At 71.6% G+C, this 18,410-nt stretch carries 19 protein-coding genes and 1 tRNA gene; 6 read left to right on the forward strand and 14 right to left on the reverse strand.

The annotated features are described in order from the left end of the window. The coding region (locus QOZ89_RS43340) for an IS110 family RNA-guided transposase (protein WP_312622965.1) at positions 1 to 1,065 on the forward strand (1,065 nt) is incomplete at its 5' end. A gap of 243 nt (positions 1,066 to 1,308) precedes the next feature. On the opposite strand, the gene QOZ89_RS43345 is transcribed toward QOZ89_RS43340, so the two are convergent. From QOZ89_RS43345 to QOZ89_RS43355, 3 genes are all read right to left on the reverse strand, one after another. Continuing rightward, entirely contained in the window at positions 1,309 to 2,286 is a 978-nt protein-coding gene (locus tag QOZ89_RS43345) for a zinc-dependent alcohol dehydrogenase family protein (protein ID WP_071047862.1), read from the reverse strand. Between the two features lie 141 nt (positions 2,287 to 2,427). Next, entirely contained in the window at positions 2,428 to 3,468 is a 1,041-nt protein-coding gene (locus QOZ89_RS43350; RefSeq protein WP_312630025.1) for a hypothetical protein, read from the reverse strand. Between the two features lie 237 nt (positions 3,469 to 3,705). After that, positions 3,706 to 3,778: transfer RNA gene (locus QOZ89_RS43355), tRNA-Asn, on the reverse strand. Between the two features lie 405 nt (positions 3,779 to 4,183). Here QOZ89_RS43355 and QOZ89_RS43360 point away from each other — a divergent pair. From QOZ89_RS43360 to QOZ89_RS43375, 4 genes are all read left to right on the forward strand, one after another. Continuing rightward, the gene (locus QOZ89_RS43360; RefSeq protein ID WP_071048666.1) at positions 4,184 to 4,510 is read left to right on the forward strand and encodes a hypothetical protein; all 327 of its coding nucleotides are present in this window, start codon (positions 4,184 to 4,186) and stop codon (positions 4,508 to 4,510) included. A gap of 108 nt (positions 4,511 to 4,618) precedes the next feature. Continuing rightward, the gene (locus QOZ89_RS43365; RefSeq protein ID WP_071048667.1) at positions 4,619 to 5,002 is read left to right on the forward strand and encodes a winged helix-turn-helix transcriptional regulator; all 384 of its coding nucleotides are present in this window, start codon (positions 4,619 to 4,621) and stop codon (positions 5,000 to 5,002) included. Positions 5,003 to 5,186: 184 nt separating this feature from the next. Then, on the forward strand, positions 5,187 to 5,504 hold the full coding sequence (locus tag QOZ89_RS43370; protein ID WP_071048668.1) for a GNAT family N-acetyltransferase: 318 nt from the start codon (positions 5,187 to 5,189) through the stop codon (positions 5,502 to 5,504). Between the two features lie 311 nt (positions 5,505 to 5,815). Continuing rightward, positions 5,816 to 6,679 (forward strand): SAM-dependent methyltransferase, encoded by an 864-nt coding sequence (locus tag QOZ89_RS43375; protein ID WP_116271506.1) that lies wholly within the window; start codon positions 5,816 to 5,818, stop codon positions 6,677 to 6,679. Between the two features lie 30 nt (positions 6,680 to 6,709). On the opposite strand, the gene QOZ89_RS43380 is transcribed toward QOZ89_RS43375, so the two are convergent. The 11 genes from QOZ89_RS43380 to QOZ89_RS43430 all read right to left on the reverse strand — a co-directional run bounded on the left by QOZ89_RS43380 (position 6,710) and on the right by QOZ89_RS43430 (position 15,699). Next, positions 6,710 to 7,357, reverse strand: a complete 648-nt coding sequence (locus QOZ89_RS43380) for an HD domain-containing protein (RefSeq protein ID WP_071048683.1) — start codon at positions 7,355 to 7,357, stop codon at positions 6,710 to 6,712. A gap of 493 nt (positions 7,358 to 7,850) precedes the next feature. After that, positions 7,851 to 8,930 carry an SRPBCC family protein gene (locus tag QOZ89_RS43385; protein ID WP_312630028.1) on the reverse strand — a complete coding sequence of 360 codons (1,080 nt, stop codon included), beginning with the start codon at positions 8,928 to 8,930 and terminating at the stop codon, positions 7,851 to 7,853. An 11-nt stretch (positions 8,931 to 8,941) separates the two neighbouring features. Continuing rightward, positions 8,942 to 9,718, reverse strand: coding sequence for a hypothetical protein (locus QOZ89_RS43390; RefSeq protein ID WP_071048670.1), 777 nt, complete (start codon positions 9,716 to 9,718; stop codon positions 8,942 to 8,944). Between the two features lie 58 nt (positions 9,719 to 9,776). Continuing rightward, positions 9,777 to 10,592: a GvpL/GvpF family gas vesicle protein gene (locus QOZ89_RS43395; protein ID WP_071048671.1), complete on the reverse strand. Its 816-nt coding sequence runs from the start codon at positions 10,590 to 10,592 to the stop codon at positions 9,777 to 9,779. A 14-nt stretch (positions 10,593 to 10,606) separates the two neighbouring features. Next, positions 10,607 to 11,092 (reverse strand): gas vesicle structural protein GvpA, encoded by a 486-nt coding sequence (locus tag QOZ89_RS43400; RefSeq protein ID WP_071048672.1) that lies wholly within the window; start codon positions 11,090 to 11,092, stop codon positions 10,607 to 10,609. After that, positions 11,089 to 11,700: a gas vesicle protein GvpK gene (gene gvpK, locus QOZ89_RS43405; RefSeq protein ID WP_071048673.1), complete on the reverse strand. Its 612-nt coding sequence runs from the start codon at positions 11,698 to 11,700 to the stop codon at positions 11,089 to 11,091. Before gvpK ends, QOZ89_RS43400 begins: the two co-directional genes overlap by 4 nt. Then, entirely contained in the window at positions 11,697 to 12,152 is a 456-nt protein-coding gene (locus QOZ89_RS43410; RefSeq protein WP_312630033.1) for a gas vesicle protein, read from the reverse strand. Before QOZ89_RS43410 ends, gvpK begins: the two co-directional genes overlap by 4 nt. Further along, on the reverse strand, positions 12,145 to 13,383 hold the full coding sequence (locus QOZ89_RS43415) for a GvpL/GvpF family gas vesicle protein (protein WP_071048674.1): 1,239 nt from the start codon (positions 13,381 to 13,383) through the stop codon (positions 12,145 to 12,147). Before QOZ89_RS43415 ends, QOZ89_RS43410 begins: the two co-directional genes overlap by 8 nt. Continuing rightward, positions 13,383 to 13,904: a gas vesicle protein gene (locus QOZ89_RS43420; RefSeq protein ID WP_312630034.1), complete on the reverse strand. Its 522-nt coding sequence runs from the start codon at positions 13,902 to 13,904 to the stop codon at positions 13,383 to 13,385. Before QOZ89_RS43420 ends, QOZ89_RS43415 begins: the two co-directional genes overlap by 1 nt. Positions 13,905 to 14,076: 172 nt before the next feature. After that, entirely contained in the window at positions 14,077 to 14,397 is a 321-nt protein-coding gene (locus tag QOZ89_RS43425) for a gas vesicle protein GvpO (RefSeq protein ID WP_071048676.1), read from the reverse strand. Between the two features lie 312 nt (positions 14,398 to 14,709). Then, the gene (locus QOZ89_RS43430) at positions 14,710 to 15,699 is read right to left on the reverse strand and encodes a hypothetical protein (protein WP_071048677.1); all 990 of its coding nucleotides are present in this window, start codon (positions 15,697 to 15,699) and stop codon (positions 14,710 to 14,712) included. 328 nt (positions 15,700 to 16,027) lie between these two features. Here QOZ89_RS43430 and QOZ89_RS43435 point away from each other — a divergent pair, with 328 nt between their 5' ends. Further along, on the forward strand, positions 16,028 to 18,217 hold the full coding sequence (locus tag QOZ89_RS43435; RefSeq protein ID WP_312630036.1) for an NAD-binding protein: 2,190 nt from the start codon (positions 16,028 to 16,030) through the stop codon (positions 18,215 to 18,217). Positions 18,218 to 18,410: the final 193 nt, after the last annotated feature.

Below are 18,410 nucleotides of genomic sequence, written 5' to 3' on the forward strand. Positions count from 1 at the left end.
ACCGGGGTTTTCTGGAAGCCGGTCTTCCACATCCTTGAGGACGTGATCGGCGAGTGCTGGCTGCTCAACGCCCGGCACCTGCGCAACGTCCCGGGCCGCAAAACGGACGCGGCCGACGCTGCGTGGATCGCCGAACTCGTCGAGTACGGCCTGGTCCGCCCGTCGTTCGTCCCCCCGCCGCCGATCCGGGAGCTGCGCGATCTGACCCGCTACCGCAAGGCGCAGATCGAGGAGCGGACCCGCGAGACCCAGCGCCTTGACAAGGTCCTCCAGGATGCGGGGGTGAAGCTGTCCTCGGTGGCCTCCGACCTGCTGGGGGTCTCCGGGAAGGCGATGCTGCAGGCGCTGGTCGCCGGGACCACCGATCCGGTGGTGCTCTCCGAGCTGGCCCGCGGGCGGCTGCGCCGCAAGCTGCCCGCGCTGCAGGAGGCGCTGACCGGGTTCTTCACCGGCCACCACGCGATCATCGTGCGGGAGATCCTCGCGAAGCTCGACTACCTCGACGAGGTGATCGACCGGCTCTCGACCGAGATCGACCGGATGATCGCCCCTTTCGAGGCGAAGGTCGCCCTGCTGGACACGATCCCCGGGGTTGACCGCCGCACCGCGCAGTGCCTGCTCGCCGAGATCGGCGACGACATGACCGTGTTCGGCAGCGCCGAACACCTCTCCTCCTGGGCGGGCCGCTGCCCGGGCCAGTACGAGTCCGCGGGCCGGTCCAAGGGTGGAAAGACCCGCAAGGGCTCGAAGTGGCTGCGGCTCTACCTGCACGAGGCCGCCCGCGCCGCCTCCACGACGAAGGGCACCTACCTGTCCGCCCAGTACAAACGGATCAAACCCCGCCGCGGCGCGGCCAAGGCCCGCGTCGCGGTCGAGCACTCGATCCTCGTCGCGATCTACCACATGCTGGAGCGCGGCGAGCCCTACCACGACCTCGGCGCCGACTACTTCACCCGCCGCCAGGACCCCGCCCGCCATGCCGAAAGACTCAAGGCCCAGCTCAACGCCATCGGCTACGACACCGTCATCACCAAACGACCCGACCACGCCACCCAGGCCGCCTGACCCGGCGCGGTCACCCCACCGAAGGTGCCCGTTCCAGCGTGGGCGCCCACCGGAAGGCGCCTGTCCCAGCGTGGTCGCCTCGCCCTGGGCCGCGTTGCGCTGATCGGTCACGTTCTATTTCCCTCTAGGTAGTAGCATGCCGCCCGTGCTGACGGGCGTCCTGTGCACGTGACGTCGCAGGCCGCGCGGGTCGGGGCCGTCGAGTTGCGTAGCTCGACCGAATGGAACCCCCTCGCCGACGAATCACGTGTTCGACGTGAACAGCACCTTTCCGCCGCTCTGTGCCGCTTTCGTGATCGCTTCCCCGACCTGGTCGAAACCGTAGGTGGCGGCGACCGGGGTCGAGATCGTGCCGGCGGCGACCAGCGACGTCAGCTGATCGAACATCGCCGCGATCTCGTCCGGTTTGGCTGACTGATACCAGTAGCGAAGCCAGAAGCCGCGTATCGTCTGCTTCTTGAAGATAAGGTTGTGCGGTTGCGCGAGCATCGGCTTGCGGCTGGTCTGCCCGTAGGACACCAGCACGCCGCTTTCGGACAGGCAGTTCATCAGATTCATCGGCGATGTATCGCTGACCCCGTCGAGTGCCAGGGTTATCGGCGCGTTTCCTGTCTCCACCGCGACGCGTTCGGCAAGGTCGGGTCCGTCGACCAGCACAACGTCGCCGCCAAGCGTCTTCATTTCCGCGACGACCTCGTCACGACGGACGACGTTGACCGTTCGCAGCCCGAGCGATTTGCCGATCGCAACTGCTGCCCGCCCGACGCCGGAGTTGGCGCCGTTCTGGATGACCCAGGATCCGCGCGGCAATTTCACGATGTCGGTCAGCAGGAGATAGGCCGTGGGTGGGTTGACCCCCATCATCGCGAACTGGTTGATGTCGCCTGGTGGCAGCGGCCGCAGCCAGGGTGCGTCGGTCTTGATGCGCTCGGCCCAGGTCGGGTGCAGGAACGGCACCAGCGTCCGGTCGCCTTCCGTCAGATGTGTGACGCCCGCGCCCACCGCGACGACGCGGCCGACTCCTTCCGTGCCCATAATGGCGGGGAGCCGTGGCCGATAGCCATAGTCGCCGGCAATCATCGTAAAATCGTACTGATTGATCGGCGAGGCTTCGACGGCGATCACCACTTCGCCGGTCGCTGGCGCACCGACATCCGGGATGTCGACGGTTTCGACGACTTCGGCCGGATCGCCGAACGCCTCGATCTGGATCGCTTTCACGCTGGATTCCCTTCTTCACCCGCGATGGCAGCTCCGACCCCTGGGTACCTCAGGTCACCACGGCACGTTTGCCCCTGCAACTCACGTCCAGCACCGAAGACCTTCCCAGTCACGGCGCTCTACTCGCCGGTCCCGTCCGTCCTACACGGCAGTCCACGACATGCGACGCGGAACTGATCGGCTCCTGCGCCTGGTTGCCAGCACGCTCGTCGCGTTGTCGACGAATATCACGGTCACCCCATGCGATAATATGTATTTCAGAAACATTTGACATTCATATCCTGATGACACGTCCTTCACCAAACGTCGCATCACGTCAGCGCGGTCGGCGCCCAACGCGGGCGGCGGGCTCGCGTGGCCGCCGGCGTGCCGTGCTCGATCCAGTGACCTGTTCGCAAGCCGTGTAGTACCTGCTTGAGGGGGTAGGCGACGCCCGGTGCAATGACTGCGGGGGAGAGCCGATGCCGGATGTGTCGCCCGTTCTCGTAACCGGCGCAGCGGGACGCGTGGGAGCGGTCGGTAGGACCACCGTGGAGCTCCTACGGAACCGGGAAGTGCCGGTCCGTGCGTTCGTACACAGCGAGGACGAGCGTGCCGAGGCTCTCCGTTGAGGGTCACGGTCTCGAGGAAGTCGGCGGCGAGCAGGGCGTGGGCCTGGGAGCGGAGGAAGTCGGCCCAGCTGGTCGCGGTGCGGTCGGGTGCGGGGTCGATGCCCGCGTCGCGCATGATCTCCCAGACTGTGGATGGGGCTACTTTGATGCCGAGGGTCAGGAGTTCGCCGTGGATCCTTCGGTAGCCCCAGCTGCTGTTCTCCTTGGCCAGGCGCAGCACCAGGAGACGGATTGAGGCCACGGTGCGGGGCCGGCCACGCCGGCGGGGACGGGAGATGGCGGCGTGGTGGCGGGTGATCAGGTCGCGGTGCCAGCGCAGGACAGTTTCCGGGCGCACCAGAAGCCGCAGGCCGTGCAAGGTTGGCCGGGGCAGCGGACGCAGGAGTGCGGCGAGCAGGGCGCGGTCGGCGGGCTGGAACCGGATCCGTTGACCGTCGAGCTGGCGTTGAAGCACGGCGATCTGGTGGCGCAGGGTGAGGATCTCGATGTCCTTGTCACGGTCGCCGTAGGGCAGCAGGCGTAGCAGGGCGAACGCGTTCGTGACACCGAGGTAGGTCAGCCGAAGCAGCACGAACCGGCATCCGCCCGCAGCCATGGGCCGTACCGGGCGAGGGCCGGACGCTGGAGGGGGCACGACCAGTCCTGACGGCCGTGACTGCCCTGACCAGCGCGGATGGGATTTTCGGCAGGCACACAGTGGAGCGATGAGAGACCACGAAAAGCGACGTGGTACCGGCGAATAAAGTGGTCCTAAAATGGCTCTCGGGCGCCCACCAGGCCAGTAGATCTTGCAAACCTGCTGGTCAGGCTCCCGCGATAGGACTCGAACCTATAACCTGCCGGTTAACAGCCGGCTGCTCTGCCAATTGAGCTACGCGGGACCGCTTGCTTCGTCGGCGCCGATCCTACTGGGGGCGGGAGCCTCCAGGGGGATCATGCGAGGTCCGACTGGCTGAGGTCAGCTTACCGGAGGTTCGGCACGTCTGGCTTCTGGGTAAGTCGAGTTGACGGGTCGTTGCCTCCTGCAGTCCTCCGGTGGCCCGCGTCGGCCGTGGTGATCGGGGTCCGGCGGCTGTCGGTGTCACCCGGTACTGTCCGTTGTGGTCGTGGTGGGTCGAGCTGACGTTGATCGTTTGGCGCGCGGGCGGGCTCCGAGGCCGTAGGGGTCTCAGGGGCGTGAGCTCGGGCGTTTGAGCGGTATGAAGGCGTCGTCGGCCCGCGTGGGACGGCCGCGCTACAGCCAAGCATCCGGCCCGGCTCTGCTCGGTTCAGCCCTGGGAGGCAGCATGCGGATCCGCCCCTCGGTCGCCCTCGCGTTCGGGGTCGGCTATCTGTTCGGCACCCGGGCCGGCCGGGAGAGCTACGAGGACATCACCCGGCAGGCCCGGCTGGTCTGGGACCGACCGGAGGTCCAGAGCGTCGCCGGCATCGTCTCGGCGCAGGTGGGCGGCGTCTACCGGCGTGCCAGAACCCTGCTGGGCGGTAGCGAGCCCGCTCCTGGGCCGAGTTCGTCCGCCGACCGGTTCGGCCCGGCCGGCGGTACCCCGGCCAGCAGTACCCCGGCCTCGGACGGCCTGACCTCGAACGGCCTCGGTGCGTCCACCACACCCTGACGCGAGCCTGCTCGGCGCCACCGCCGGGTTTGACGTGAAATCTGCTGGATGGACCTCGATCTTGGCGGGTGACTGGGCGACGACGTGTGAGCGAAACATGAGGAGACGATGAGCCGGTCCGCGTCCCGGCCTGCGCCGGAAGGCCGGGCGGGAGGCGGTACCGACCTCCCGCTGGCCACGCTGCTCGACCTGCTCGGCCGCCGGCACGGTCTGGCGATCTTCTGGAGCCTGCGGACCACGCCACGCTCGTTCCGCTCTCTGGAAACGACCCTGGACGCGCCGTCAGCGCAGCTCAGCCAGCGTGCGCGCGAACTGCGCGAAGCGGGCCTGATCGAGGTCGACGAAGCCGGTGACTACCGGCTCACCGCCCACGGCCGCCGCCTGCAGGGCCTGCTCGAGCCGCTGTCCGACTGGGCGCACGAATGGGCCGGCCTCACCGCCCGCCAGCGAGTGCCCCGCGGCTCCGCCACCCGCGCCCGCGACGAGCCCTGACGGCGTACCGGAACGGCGCAGCGGGACCGCCCGGCGGGGCGCCCAGCTGGCCTGCCGAGCCAGCGCCCCAGCACTGTGCAGGGCGCCACCAGGCCGCGGCTGCCGCCGGGAGCCGCCGGGAGTCGCCAGAGCGGGCCGCCTGGCAGGCTGACAGGCAGGCGCGACCGATGCGAGGAGAGACCGAATGACAGACAAGCGCACGCTGACCGACGTGCCAGCGCGGCGCCGGTTCGAGCTGGACATAGACGGCACGCTCGCCGGCCTCGTGACCTACTCCCTGCATCCGGGGATCATCGCCTTCAACCACACCGAGACCGAGGCAGGGTTCGAGGGCCAGGGAGTCGGCAGCGATCTCGCCCGAGGTGTGCTCGACGCGGCCCGCGCGCGCCAGCTGCAGGTCTGGCCGCGTTGCCCGTTCATCCGCGGCTGGATCGAACGCCACTCGGACTACGCCGACCTCGTCGACCCGGACTGGCACGTCGACCACGACCCCGCGCGCTGACGTCACGCCGGCCGGGATCCGGACACCACCCCAGCTCCGGCTGGCCGCCCTGTCAGGGCGGCCTTGACAGAGCGGCCCGGGAACGCCGCGCCGGCCTCGACGAGGCCGCGATCCGTCGCCAGCTCGGGCATCGGTAGGTCGGCGTCGCCGGCACCCCATAGCCAGCTCGGTATAGCCAGGTCAGCGGGCGCTGAGCCCGGTGCTGTCCAGGCAAACGGCCGACCATCGCCGCGCGAACCCGCGGCCATCATGTCGGCTGTGTAACCGTAGCGTGTCTGTCCGGGTTGAAAGCCTTGGGGTGAGGCGCCTGGATGTACCATCACGAGAAAGGGAACAACCCGACAGACACATACGGATCGGACAGCCGCGTGTCGAACCCCTACGCGTTGCCCGCTGCCAGTTTGGCGGCGTCGCTCAACGTGTCCGTGCCTCATTCGGCCCGGATGTGGAACCGCTGGTTGGGTGGGAAGGACCACTTCCCCGCCGACCGTCTCGCCGCCGACCAGGCAGCCGAGATCTTCCCGGAGATCATCGATATCGCGCGCAGCTCCCGGCGGCTGTTGCAGCGGGTTGTTACCCGTCTCACCGTCAGTGAAGGTATCCGGCAGTTCCTCGACATCGGTACCGGGCTGCCCACCGCTGACAACACCCACGAGGTGGCGCAGCGCGAGGCGCCCGAGACCCGGGTCGTCTACGTCGACAACGACCCCCTTGTCCTGACGCACGCGCGTGCCCTGCTCGTCGGTACCCCTGAGGGCGTCACGTCCTACATCGACGCCGACGTCCGCGACCCGGGGAAGATCCTTCGCGAGGCCGACAAGATCCTCGACTTCACCAAACCAATCGGGCTGGTCCTGTTCGGCGTCATGGCCAACGTCATCGACGACGACGAGGCGTACGCCGTCGTCGGCAAGCTCGTCGACGCCCTCCCGAGCGGCAGCTACCTGGCGCTCAACGACGGCACCGAAAGCCCGGAGCGCTCCGAGGCGGTGCGCCGCAACGAGAGAATCGGGGCCGCCCCCTACCGCTCCCGCACGCCGGAAGAGCTCGTTCATTTCTTCGACGGCCTCGAGCTGCTGCCGCCCGGCGTCGTCTCGACCCCCCTGTGGCGGCCCGGCAAGCGCGCCCGCGGCAAGACCCTGGCCTCTCACTGCGGCCTGGCCCGCAAGAACTGACGGGCACGCCCGCGGCCTTCAGGCATGTCCCTACTCGGGCCAGGGGGAGTTCAGGATCGTGTCAACGAAGTTGGCGCGGTGGAAGCCGGGGACGAAACGCTCCAGGACGTCGGCCTTGACATTGCCGAAGGTGGTCGCGGGCCTGGGGGCGATGCCGGCGGTGAAGGCCCGGAGGATCTGGTTCTTGAAGTCGGGCCGGGGGTGCAGCCTGGTGATGGCCTCCCGGTCGGTGTCGCTGATGTCGTCGTAGCCGATTCCGAGCACGTCGTACTCGACGCCGGCCGTCACCAGGGCGACCTCGGGCTCCATGAACTCCGGGATGCCCGGCGTCGTGTGCAGCGCGATGGCCGTCCACACACGCCGGATGCTGTCTTCGGGCACACCGTGCCGCTGAAGGAAACGCCGCGCCTCGTCCGCGCTGTCCACCTCGAAGCGTCGGCCGCTCCCACGGAACGGCTCGCCCAGGCCGAGATCATGGAACATCGCCCCGATGTAGAGCAGTTCCGGGTCGAAGCTCAGCCCCTGGTTGCGGCCCTGCAGACTGCCGAACCAGTAGACCCGCCGCGAATGGTGGTAGACGAGGTCGTCCGTGGCCTCGCGGACCAGTTCCGTGGCCTCCGCGGCCAGGACCGTGTCCGGTACGACCACGTCGGCGACCTTGTCTCTGGTGATGGACATGAAACCTCCCACCAAGACGCTCCGCTGAACCGTCGGCCTGCTCACCACGTCGCGGCCGGCCGAGCCATACCTCGGCACGGCGAGCCGAGCCCCGCCGCCGACCTCCGCCGCCGACCCCAGCGCGGGACCCGACGCGAGGGGATTCGTCCGGTTGGCGCCGCGCCTCATGTTCTGGTGTGATTTTGGGAGCTGAAGCTCCGAGGATCACACCAGAACGTGAACGCGTTGTGCGGTTGGGGCCGAGGAGCGTGGCGCGGTGCGGACGTCCGACCGGTTTCCCAAATCAGGGCAAGCGAGAAACATGTCGGAGCGCCGTCCCGCCCCCGCGGTCGACGCCGAGTGACCCGAACCTCCCCAGAAAGCGCGGGCAGCCGGTAATGCTTACCGGCTTCATCAGGATGACGGCGCACATCGCAGGCTTTGGGTGCCGGCGGCCGGTATTGATCGGTATGTCGAATTGCCTCGAAGGCGAGGCGGGAGCAGCCTGGTGCCGTCATGAGCGGGGCCGCTCGGTGGCGTCGTCATGCTCCTCGCCTGTCTCGTCGTCTTCGCCCTCACCCGCCTCCTCGTCGGTGGCGTATGCCTCACCCCGGCCGGGCCCCTCATCCATCTCCTCGGCCTCGGCCTCCCCGCTGTCGGTCTCTCCGATCTTGGTCTCCCCGCTCTCGGCCGCACGTTCCTCGGCTTCTGGCTCTGACGCCGCGCCGCGTCCCTCGGCCTTGGCACCTTCCTCTTCCCGCGCCTCGGCCTCCGACCCTTCCTCGCCCGGCCCTCGGACGACCTGCCCGTCGCGGATCTCGCCGCGCCACGATCCGCTGGCCTCGCCCTTGATGGTGATGAAGCGACGGAAGTTCTTCAGGTCGAGGCGGGCGCGGCGGCCGCCGGCGCGCCAGAGGTTGCCGGTCTTCTCCATGAACCCGCTCGGGTAGTACTCCATGGTCAGCGCGACCCGGGTCAGGTCGTCGGCCAGCGGGTGGAACGTGACCGTGCCCTTTGTCGTCCCCTTGCCGCCCTCCGTCGTCCACTTGATCCGCCGGTCCGGGACCTGTTCCAGGGTCTTGCCCTGCCAGGTCCGCCGGGACTTGAAGACCTTGACCCGCCAGTTCTGCTCCGTCTCGCTCTTCGGGTCGACGCCCTCGATGCCCTTCATGAACTTCGGGAATTCCTGGAACTGGGTCCACTGGTCGTAGGCGGTGGAGATCGGCACCCCCACATCGACGGCCTCCACGATGTGGGTGACCTTCGGCGGCCCGGGCTCGCCGGAGCGGCCCGCCTTGCCCACGCCGCCACCCATGCCGAGGGCGCTCTTTGCCTTCTCCTTCAGCCCGCTCAGCGCGGTCGACGTCGCCGCCTTACCGGGGGATTCGCCCGCGGCGAGCTTCTTGACCCCTTCGGCCGCGGGCCCGAGCCCGTCGGTCGCGGAACCGAGGCGATCGCCGACCTTCCGGACCGCCTTCTGGCCCTCGGCGGCGAGGAAGCTCTTCATCTCCCGCATGAGATGGTTGGTTGCCGGGTTGTGCAGGAGCGTGCCGGCCAACCCGTTTCCGTGCACGTGTCCGTTGGACTCCGCCATGTCGACTTCTCCTACCTCGACCGCGACGTCGCGGTGCCGGTCCGCTGGCGGCTCGTGGCGGACGCCGCCTCGCGCTGGTCCGCCGACGGTCCGAAGCCGGGTTGCCGGGTCGGGGGCCGCCGGTCCGCCGCCCTGGCCGGCTCCTGGTGACCGGGCTCGTCGCCCTCGCCGTCCGGCGTGGTCTCCTCCCGCCCGACCGAGCCGGATCGCCCCGCCTTGACCCTCGCTCGGCCGGCATCGGCACCGGAGTCCTCACCGTGACGCCTTCCCGCGCTGGCCTTCTCCCGATCTTGATCCCGATCCCGATCCCGGCTCTGATCTCTGTCCCCGTCGTGATCCTGGCGCCGGTCCTGATCCCCTGTCGGCTCGGTCGGAGCCGCACTGTCGGCCTTCTCCGTAGGAGAGCCGCCCCAGCGGCCGAGCGTGTCGGTCAGCGTGCCGGCGAGAGCTCCGGCCTTCCCGCCCAGCTCGGCGGCCGGGGACTCGTCCAGCGAGCTCCGCAGCTCCGACGTGCGGTGCGACAGGTCTTCCGTCAGCTTGCCGATCCCTCGTTCGTAGGCTGACAGCGCCGCCTTCTTCCCGCCGGCGAGCACGGGACCGCGTAGCTGGGTCACCAGCTTCCTGCCGTCCTCCGACTCGAGGAACTTCGCCGCCTGAGAGCGGGCCAGGTCCTTGACGTTGGTGTCGCGGCCGGCGGCCCACAGTGCCAGCCGCACGGCCGCCTTGCCCTTCCTGGTCCTGCCGAGGACATAGCCGACCGCGCCGGCCATCACCAGCTTGATGCTCATCGCGGACTCCTTCCGACCCGTCGGTACCCCATCGGGCTCACCAGCCCCACCGGGCGCCTCACCAACCCCACCGGCCGTGTTCTGGCTCGCCGGCCGCCTCCGCGGGCTCGGCGGCCTCCGCGAGGTCCAGGAAGTGGAAGGCGGGCAGCGGCCCCACGTACCCGATCACGAGCTCAGGGTGATCGTCACGGACGCGCTCCACCGCCTCGTCGAAGTGCTCCAGGCCGCGGCGGCTCGGCTCGGCGTCTCTGTGGACGAGGAAGGCCCAGCGCAGGACGGGATCCTCGGGGCCACCCATCGGCCCCCGCCCGGTGTTCGCGACCGAGTGCGGGCGCAGCGCGTCGAGCAGGGCCTCCGCCTGGTGCAGGCGGCGCAGGACGACGCCGTCGGCAACCCGTTCACCCAGCGCCATCCGGGTCTGGAGGTTCGTCTCGCCCCCGGGCCCGTCGAGCCCTTCCCGCGCCGCGGCCAGCGACGGATCGGCCGCGATGACCGCCCGGATCGCGGTCAGCTCGTCCTCGTCCGCGTCGACGTGCACCTCGACGAGACCGTCCAGCGCGTCGAGCTGCCCGCGCAGCTGCGGGGCCGCCTGGCCCAGCACCTCCTCCCGGACGGCGTCCTCGTCCGGGGCGACCGACCCCAGCCGCAACGGGAGCACCGGACCGTCGGCGAGGAGCCCCAGCAGGACGTCGAGATGGCGCTCCGCGTCCTGGTCGGCGATCCGCACCGGGTCGGAGACCGGGCTGACGACGGCGGCCACCGGCGGGCGCCGCACCAGCCGGATCCGGCCCGGCGGGTCGCCGGCGCCGAGCGGTGGCGGGTCCGCCAGCGGATGGTCGTCGCGGACCACGCCGTAGAGGAGCAGCGACCTCATGTAAGCCCCCCGCCCTAGTGCCGAGCACCGGCCCGGCCGTTCGGTGCCGCCCGGCCGGGAGGCAGGTCCCGGCCTCCGCTTCGGGCGTGCTCGAACCGGGAGCCAGTCTCGATCTCAGCCTCGTCGCGGTCGCCGCCGCGCAGCGACTCGACGAAGTCCTGCGCGGTGTCCTTGACGCCCTCCAGGGCTCCCTTCGTCTTGTGCCGCGATCCGCCCTCGGTGACACCCTCGCTGACGGACCGGACGAGCCCGGGGACACCCGTGACCTGCTCCTGCTCCCTTGTCTGCAGGTCCAGCCGGTTGACCGCCTCCGCGAAGCGCAGATACGTGTCGACGCTCGCGATCACTATCCGGGCGTCGATGGTGAGGATCTCGATGCCAACCAGCGTGACCCGCACGTACGCGTCGATGACGATGCCCTTGTCGAGGACGACCTCGAGCACGTCAGCGAGGCTGCTCGGGCGGGGAGCGCGACCAGTCGACCGTGTCGCCATGGTCATGGCAGGTCCCAACCGGGCGGCGCCGCGCCGCGGGCCCGCGGCGCGGGCCGCCCCCTCTCGTGATGCCGCCGGCCCGCCGCGCTGGTCGCGCCGACGGCCGGTATTCCGTGGTCATCCGTTCTGTGATCTTCAGTTTCGCGGCGCTCCGCTCCGTGGTTCTCTGCTCCGACGCCCTCGCGAACGCGGTCACCGCGCGGGCGGCCGCCGCCGGCGCCTCTGGGGCGCTCGAGCCCGGTGCGGCCGACGCCGTCACGGATCACGCGCGCCGCGGCACCGGTGCGCCTGGGCTCGTCGCGGCCGCCCGACGGTGGCCACTCGCCCACCAGCTCGCGGGCCCTCGCGGTCGCCGCCCTCGCCTGTTCGGCGCTGACGCCGAGCGAGTCGCGGACCTGCGCTATCGCCTCACGCACCTCGATCAGTGCCTGGCCAAGGTCCTCGACCTGCGCGGGGGGCAGCGTGTCGCTGTCCATCCGGCGAACCGCCTGCCGCTCCAGCAGGTCACGGAGCAGCTCGAGGAGCACCACGACGACCTGCCCCAGCCCGCGCCCTACCTCCTCCGGGTTCGCGGTCAGGCGCACGGCGCGCCCGTGGCGTCCCGGCGCGGTCATGGCCCGGCCCTCGCGTCGGGCCGGGCGCGGGCGTGCCGCCGGGTGTGGTCGCCGTCGCCGTCGCCGTCGCCGTCGTCACGGCGGGTGCCGTCGCCGTCGCCGTCGGCATCGTCATGGACCACGGCGCCCTCGATCACCTCGATGGCCTCAGCCGCCTCGTCCCGGCTCGGCGCCGGGTACGGACGTAGGCCGACGCCCGCGCCGGCCTCGATCGCGCTCTGCGCGCCGATCAGGAGCAGCCGCAGATCGAGCCGGATCAGGTCCACCCCAGCCAGGCCAATGATCACGTCGCCGCTGACCACGGCGCCCCGGTCGACAACTCTGTCCAGCAGATCCGACAGCGAGCGGCCGGAGCCCAGACCGGGACGGCGGCCCGGCTCGGCGCCGCGACCGGTTCCGCCTGCGGCCGCCGAATCGCGCCTCGGCGCGGCTCTCCGGGCTGGGTTAGGCATCTCGCGCCTCCCCGAGCGTCAGACGGACAAAGGAGTACGGCGGCCAGGGCCCGGTGAGACGGGCCTCGCAGCCGGCATCCGCCAGCTCTCGCGCGGCCGTGTCGGCGGCGTCGAGGAAACCATCCTCCTTGACCGACGCGACCAGGTAGGCGGCGTCCAGACGTCCCGGTCCCGGCCGGCCGGACCGGATCGCCACGTCGGAGGCCAGCGCCGCGAGCTCGCCATGGATCCGCCTCGTCAGCTCGGTCAGCCGCTCCTCGCGCTCCGCGGCGCGGCGCAGGTCCGCGCGCCGGGCGGACAGGTAGGCGGTCCCGCTCCCACCCCCACCCGTGGGCGTCTCATCGCTGTCACCGGAGGCGGCCACCGCCTCGGCCGTCCGCGCGTCGCCGCCGTCGGCGTTACTAGCGGCGTCGTTACCAGTGGCGTCGTCGTCCTCGTCGTCCCGCGGCGTGACCCGCAGCCCCCACTCGCGGTGGTCCCGAACCCGGTCCAGCTCGCCGACCAGCTCGCCCGCCGACGCCCGCAGCAGCCGTTCGGCCCGCGTCCGGTCCGGCAGGACCGTGCCGAAACGCAGCGGCAGTACCGGCCCTCGGGCGAGGAGCAGGCGCATGACCCGGTCGTGGCGACCGGCGAGATCGGCGAGCCGCCCGGATTCGGAGAGCCGCCCGGTTTCGGAGACCTCGTCCTCCAGACCGGCCAGCAGCCCAAGCTCGATCGTCGACGCGACCAGCGCCGCCTCCCCGACAGGCAGGGTCTCGACCGGCGTCCGGTCGTCGAGGCCGACGATGTCGCGGGTGTCCGTGACCGCGTCCGTGATGCCGTACGCGTACAGGCCGGTGCGCCGCGGGGGAGCGCCCGCGGGCGCCTCGCCGGCCGGTTCGGCCGGCGGCTGGCGGCGCGCCTCCCGCGCGGCTGGCCACGCCCGTTCCGGAACCGGGGCAGGCTCCACCGGGTGGGCCGGTGAACGGGTGCCCCTCGTACGGGTGCCCACCGTGCGGGTGGCCGCCTGGGCTGGCGTGTCCTCGGTCAGCTCGTCCTCGGCCAGTTTCCCCTCGGCGGGTTCCCTCTCGGTCAACGTGTCCTCGGCCAGCGCCACGGAGACGATCTCCTCGGCCAGCGCGGCGGCCAGCCGTCGGCGGGCCAGCTCCCGCGCGTCCGCAACGGCATCGTCCAGGACGTCGGGCATAAGCCGGTCGGCGAGCCGGCGGACGCCCGCGGGCGGCAGCGCCATCAGGGCCTCCTGGTTTCGGCCCGGCCGCTGGAACGGCCCGTGACCGTGGAGCTGGCGGCAGACCGGTTCGCGGGCTCCGCGGCGGGCGTGCCGGTGACCTGGCCGGTGATCACGCCGGCGGCGTCGGCGCCCGTCTCGGCGTCTGCCCCGACGCCTGGCAGGGTGGCCGCGTGGGGGCTACGGCCCACCGCGCGTTCCAGTGCGTCGAGGCGTTCCCGCAGCCGCTGGTTCTCGTCGGCCAGGGCATCCTGGTCTCGCCTGCCCGGCGGCGCGGCCTTCGAGCTGAAGAACGGGTCGTTCAGCCACCAGTCCAGGCCCATCTCCCGGGCGGTGTCGGCGGAGGCGATGAACAACCGGAGCCGCAGCGTCAGCAGCTCGACGTCGAGCACGCTCACGACCACGTCCCCGACGATCACGACCCCCTTGTCGAGGACGCGTTCCAGGACGTCGGCAAGGGTGTCGCTGCGTGGCCCGGTCCACTGCCGGGTGGGTCGGTGCGAGGTCAGGATCTGCTCGGTCATCGCGCTACCGGAAAGGCTCGGGCCCGCTTTCAGGTAGGCGGGCGTGCGGCGCGGGGACGGGGCAGGGCAGGACCGAGCGGGCGGCCGCAGGCGGCTCGCCGGATCGGAGTTTCGGGTTTCGGAACTCCGGGTTCGGAGCTGTTGGCTGGCCGCCGGCCGGACTGGCGACCGGTCAGAGCGGGTCAGTCGCGCCGCGGACGAACCGGCGCAGCCGTTCGTAGCCGCGCAGGTTGCCGTCCTCGTCGACGTCCACCCGGTAGGTCGCCAGCACGCTGGTCGTGCTGGGAATCCGTTCCAGCTCGACGACGTCGGCGAGGACGGACCAGCCGTCGTCGGCGGCGCGCACTCCGCTCACCCGCTCGGGCTGCTGCCCGGTGAGCTGCGCGAACTGGTCGAGGGCCGATCGGAGAACCGAGGCGAGCCCACCGCCACGAGGGGCGGGGGCGTCACGACCGGCACCGAACCGGCGCTCGTCGCGTTGGGAAGCGGTCACGCGATCACTCGCCTGGTCGGGTCCGGGTCAAGGGGAAAGATGCCCACGGCCGGACGACGGCCGCGCGCTCCTCGTCCCCGCTGAGCGGCTCCGGAAACCCGGACAGCACGTCGGGCCTGGCCGGCTCAGGTAGGCCGCCGCCTGGGCCTTTGCCCACTCCGGAACGGACGGGAGGTCCACGGAACGTCCGATGCGCCGCTGCCGCCGCGCGCCCGGACGGGATCGGCGTGCGGCGGCAGCGGCGCGCGGGTGCCGCCTGGCCGCTGTCTCGTCGGGCCGTCCGGCCGTGGTCCCACCGGGCCGTCGGGGTGGTCAGGCGCCGGGGAAGGCGCCCGCTTCGACGGGGCTGGTCGGCGCGCCGCTCCCGAGCGACGAGGTGCGCAGCAGCGTCAGCGTCCAGACGCTGTACTCGATCGCCGTGCTCGTCGTCCTGGTCGTGTACTGGAGCGGGTCGTCGAACTTTTCGAACTCGCAGTCGCGAGTGAAGCGGCGGCCGCCGTCGTCCCAGTCGGTGCCGCTGGTGTAGAAGGCCTCGTAGGTGCCGTTCGGCATCGCGTCGACGGTCGCCTGCGCGCCGGCCTGCACGTAGATGGCACGGATGAGGTCGCCGCCCGACATGATCTTGACGACTGTGTCCACCGTGCGCTGGTTGTCGACGGTCAGCTTCCCGTAGCCGCCGCGCCGGCCACCGGGCAGCGCGCCGTTGCCGGGGCGCCGGTTCGGGTCCGGGCCGGCGCCCGGCAGGAACGCGCCGAATGTGTACGGGTGCCCGGGGTTGGCCGTGATCAGCGCCAGGAAGGCCAGCCGGAACGCGTCGGCGCCCGGGCTGTTGGCCACGTGCGGCATGCCGGACGCGCCCGTGCAGACCCTCTGGATGTCGGCGTCCGTCGCCACCGCCGTCAGGTCTTTCGACAGCGAGCGCAGCGCGGCCGCGAGCTGCTTGGTCGCCGTGACGGAGGGCAGCGGGGGCCGGAGGCGATCGAGGGCGTCCGCCTGCACGCCCAGGTTGAGCGCGACAGCCCCGAGCGCGCCGGACAGGTCGGACGGCGTCTGCGCACCGCCGACGGCGCCGAACCCGGGCCCGAGCGCCGCGTCGACGTCCGAGAGTGCCTTCTGGAAGTCGGCGCGGGAGATCGGGGTCAGCCCAGGGGGCGTCTTGGGCGCGAGCGGGGTGGGCGAGGCCGACGCGGACGGCCGCGGCGATGGCACGCCCTCACCGGAGCATCCGGCCAGCGCGGCCAGGAACAGGGCGGACACCGCCGCGATCGACAGCGGCAAGGCGTGGCCACGCCTTCCTGACATGACAACCTCACAGGCCGGGCAGACGGGGGGTTTCGGTACGTCAAGATCTGACACTCGGAGCATAGGGGCTGCGGCGTAACGCATCCGGATTTTTCACCCGGCCAGATTGCCGCACCCGCTGTTGTGCGTGCGACTCTCATCCGCGGCCCTTGAGGCGCCCCATGGCGGATCAATTTCAACCCATGCGTAACGGTTGAGTCGGCGGTGCGACGTTGCCCGTCCATGACATCGGTGTTGCCATCGCGCCCCCTCCCGATGTCGCCGGCTGGGCGCCTCAACTCGGCCGGGCGCGGCGTGGTTCGCTTCGTCTGGGGGAGGAGGCGACGGCATGGCCAGCGTGTCGGGGCACGTCATCGTCTGCGGGCTGAGCGCCCTCGGGGTGCGGGTGGCCGAGCAGCTGGTGGCGTCGGGGGTGACGGTCGTCGTCGTGGACGACCAAGGCGCGCCGGCCCAGCGCCGCCGGCTGGAACGCCAGGGCGTGCGGGTGGTGCCGGAGAGCCCGCACAGCGCCGAGGCGCTGCGCGAGGCGGACATCGACACGGCGCTCGCCGTCGCCGCCTGCCACGACATCGACCTGGAGAACCTGCAGACCGCCCTCGCCGCCGCCGACGTGGCGCCGACGACCCGGCTCGTGGTGAACATCGGCAACGCCCAGCTCGGCGACCAGATCGCCGCGGCGATCCCGACCGCGCATGTGATCAACATGGCCGCCCGCGTCGGGCCCAGCTTCGTCGAGGCCTGCGTGCGCTCCGACGTCGTGCACGCCTTCACGATGGATGCTCGCTACCGGCTGGACGGGCCTGAAACGGACAGACCCGACCCCCCCGCCCCCAGCCCCGATCCTGGCCCCGGGTCTGGCCTGTCCGACGTCTCCGAGGTGTTCGTCGTCGCGGAGGTAACCGTCGACGAGGCCGACGCCTTCCGCGCCCGCTACGGCGACCTCACGCCGATCTCGTTGCGCCGGCCCAGCGAGCGCGTGGCCGTGCTCTGCCCGCCGCGCGACATTCCGCTCTTCCCCGGTGACCGGCTGACGGTGCTCGGCCGGCTCGCCGAGTTCGACACCCGAGGGATGGCCGTCGCCGGGCTGCACGAGGCCCGGACCTTCGCCACGCTCGCCGCCGCGGCCGCCACCGGCGACACCGGCGACACCGGCGACGGGCGCGAGCGCGCGGACGGCACGGGTGACGGGCTTCGCCAGGACGGCGGGGGCCGGCGGTCGGCCGACCGGGTGCGGGCGCTCGCGGCGACCGTGCGCGGCGAGTTCGACCGGCCGTTCCGCTGGGCGCTCGGCGTGGTGCTCGCGATCATGATCGTGAGCACGACCGTGCTGACGCTCAGCTACGCCGACCACAACCCGGGCGCGCCGCCCGACTTCGACGCCCTCGACGCGCTTTACCTGACGGTCGAGACGATGGCGACCGTTGGCTACGGCGACTACAACTTCGGCGCCGCCGACCACTGGCTGCAGGCCTTCGGCGTCGTCCTGATGCTCGTCGGCGCGTTGTCGATCGCGGTGATCTACGCCTTCATCACCAACATCATCATCAGCCGCCGCCTCGAGCGGGCACTCGGCCGGGGGCGCGCCGGGGCGGTACGCGGGCACGTCGTGCTGTGCGGGCTCGGCAAGGTCGGCACGGCGACGATGGAGGGCCTGCTGCGCGCCGGCCGGCGGGTGGTGGTGATCGAGCGCGACGAGAACAACCGGTTCCTGCCCGTGGCGCGCGAACGCGGCGTCCCCGTCGTGGTCGGCGACGCGACGGTGCGCGCGACCCTGCTGCAGGCCGGCCTGGGCCACGCGATCGCGCTCGCGGCCCTCACCAGTGACGGCGTCGCGAACCTGGAGACCGTCCTGTCGGCACGGGACGCCTACGAGGAGCTCGTCCAGGCGCGCGACGCTCGGGCTCGACGCACCACCGGGGCGGGCGGGCGCGCCTACGGCCGGGCGCCGCGGTCCCCGGAACCGGCCGACGAGGCCGGGTTGCGGGTCGTGCTGCGGATCGCCGACTCGACGATGACCGACGAGGTGGAGCGCCGCTTCAACATCCACACCGTGCGCAGCGCGGCGGCGCTCGCGTCGCCGTACTTCATCGGCGCGACGCTCGGCTACGACGTCATCAGCACCTTCTACGTCGAGCGCACCCCGTTCCTCGTCGCCCGGATGGCCGTCCGCGCCGGCGCAGCCCTGGCCGGCCCGACGCTCGCCGAGCTCGCCACCGGCGCGCGGGTCCTCGCCGTCACCACCCCGCCGCCCGCCCGCGCCGCCGCCGACGGCTCCCGGAGGACCGCCGGCGTCCCCTCGACCGAGCCGGGCGGCGGCGGCTCGGCGGGCAACGGCGCGCGCCCGAACTTCCGCCCCGGCCGGCACACCCGGCTGCGCCCCGGCGACGAGCTGCTCGTCGTCGGCCCCGTCACCGAGGTCGTCGACATGATCCGCCTGAACCAGAGCCCGGCCGACGGCGGCGCGCGGGCCGCCAGCGCGGTCTCCGCCGCGGCGGAGACCGACCCCCTCGACGACTGAGGCGCTCCCGTTGCCGGACGCTCCGCGCCCGCAACCGGGCGGCGCCATCGGGCGCTGAGCCTGACCTCCCAGCAGACCTCCCAGCAGACCTCCCAGATCGCTTCGCGATCCGGCAGGGACCCCGGCTTCGCGATCCGGCAGGGACCCCGGCTTCGCGATCCGGCAGGAACCCCGGGCGCAGCGCTGAGGCGCC

Source organism: Pseudofrankia coriaricola (genome assembly GCF_032027725.1).
Classification (GTDB): Bacteria; Actinomycetota; Actinomycetes; order Frankiales; family Frankiaceae; genus Pseudofrankia.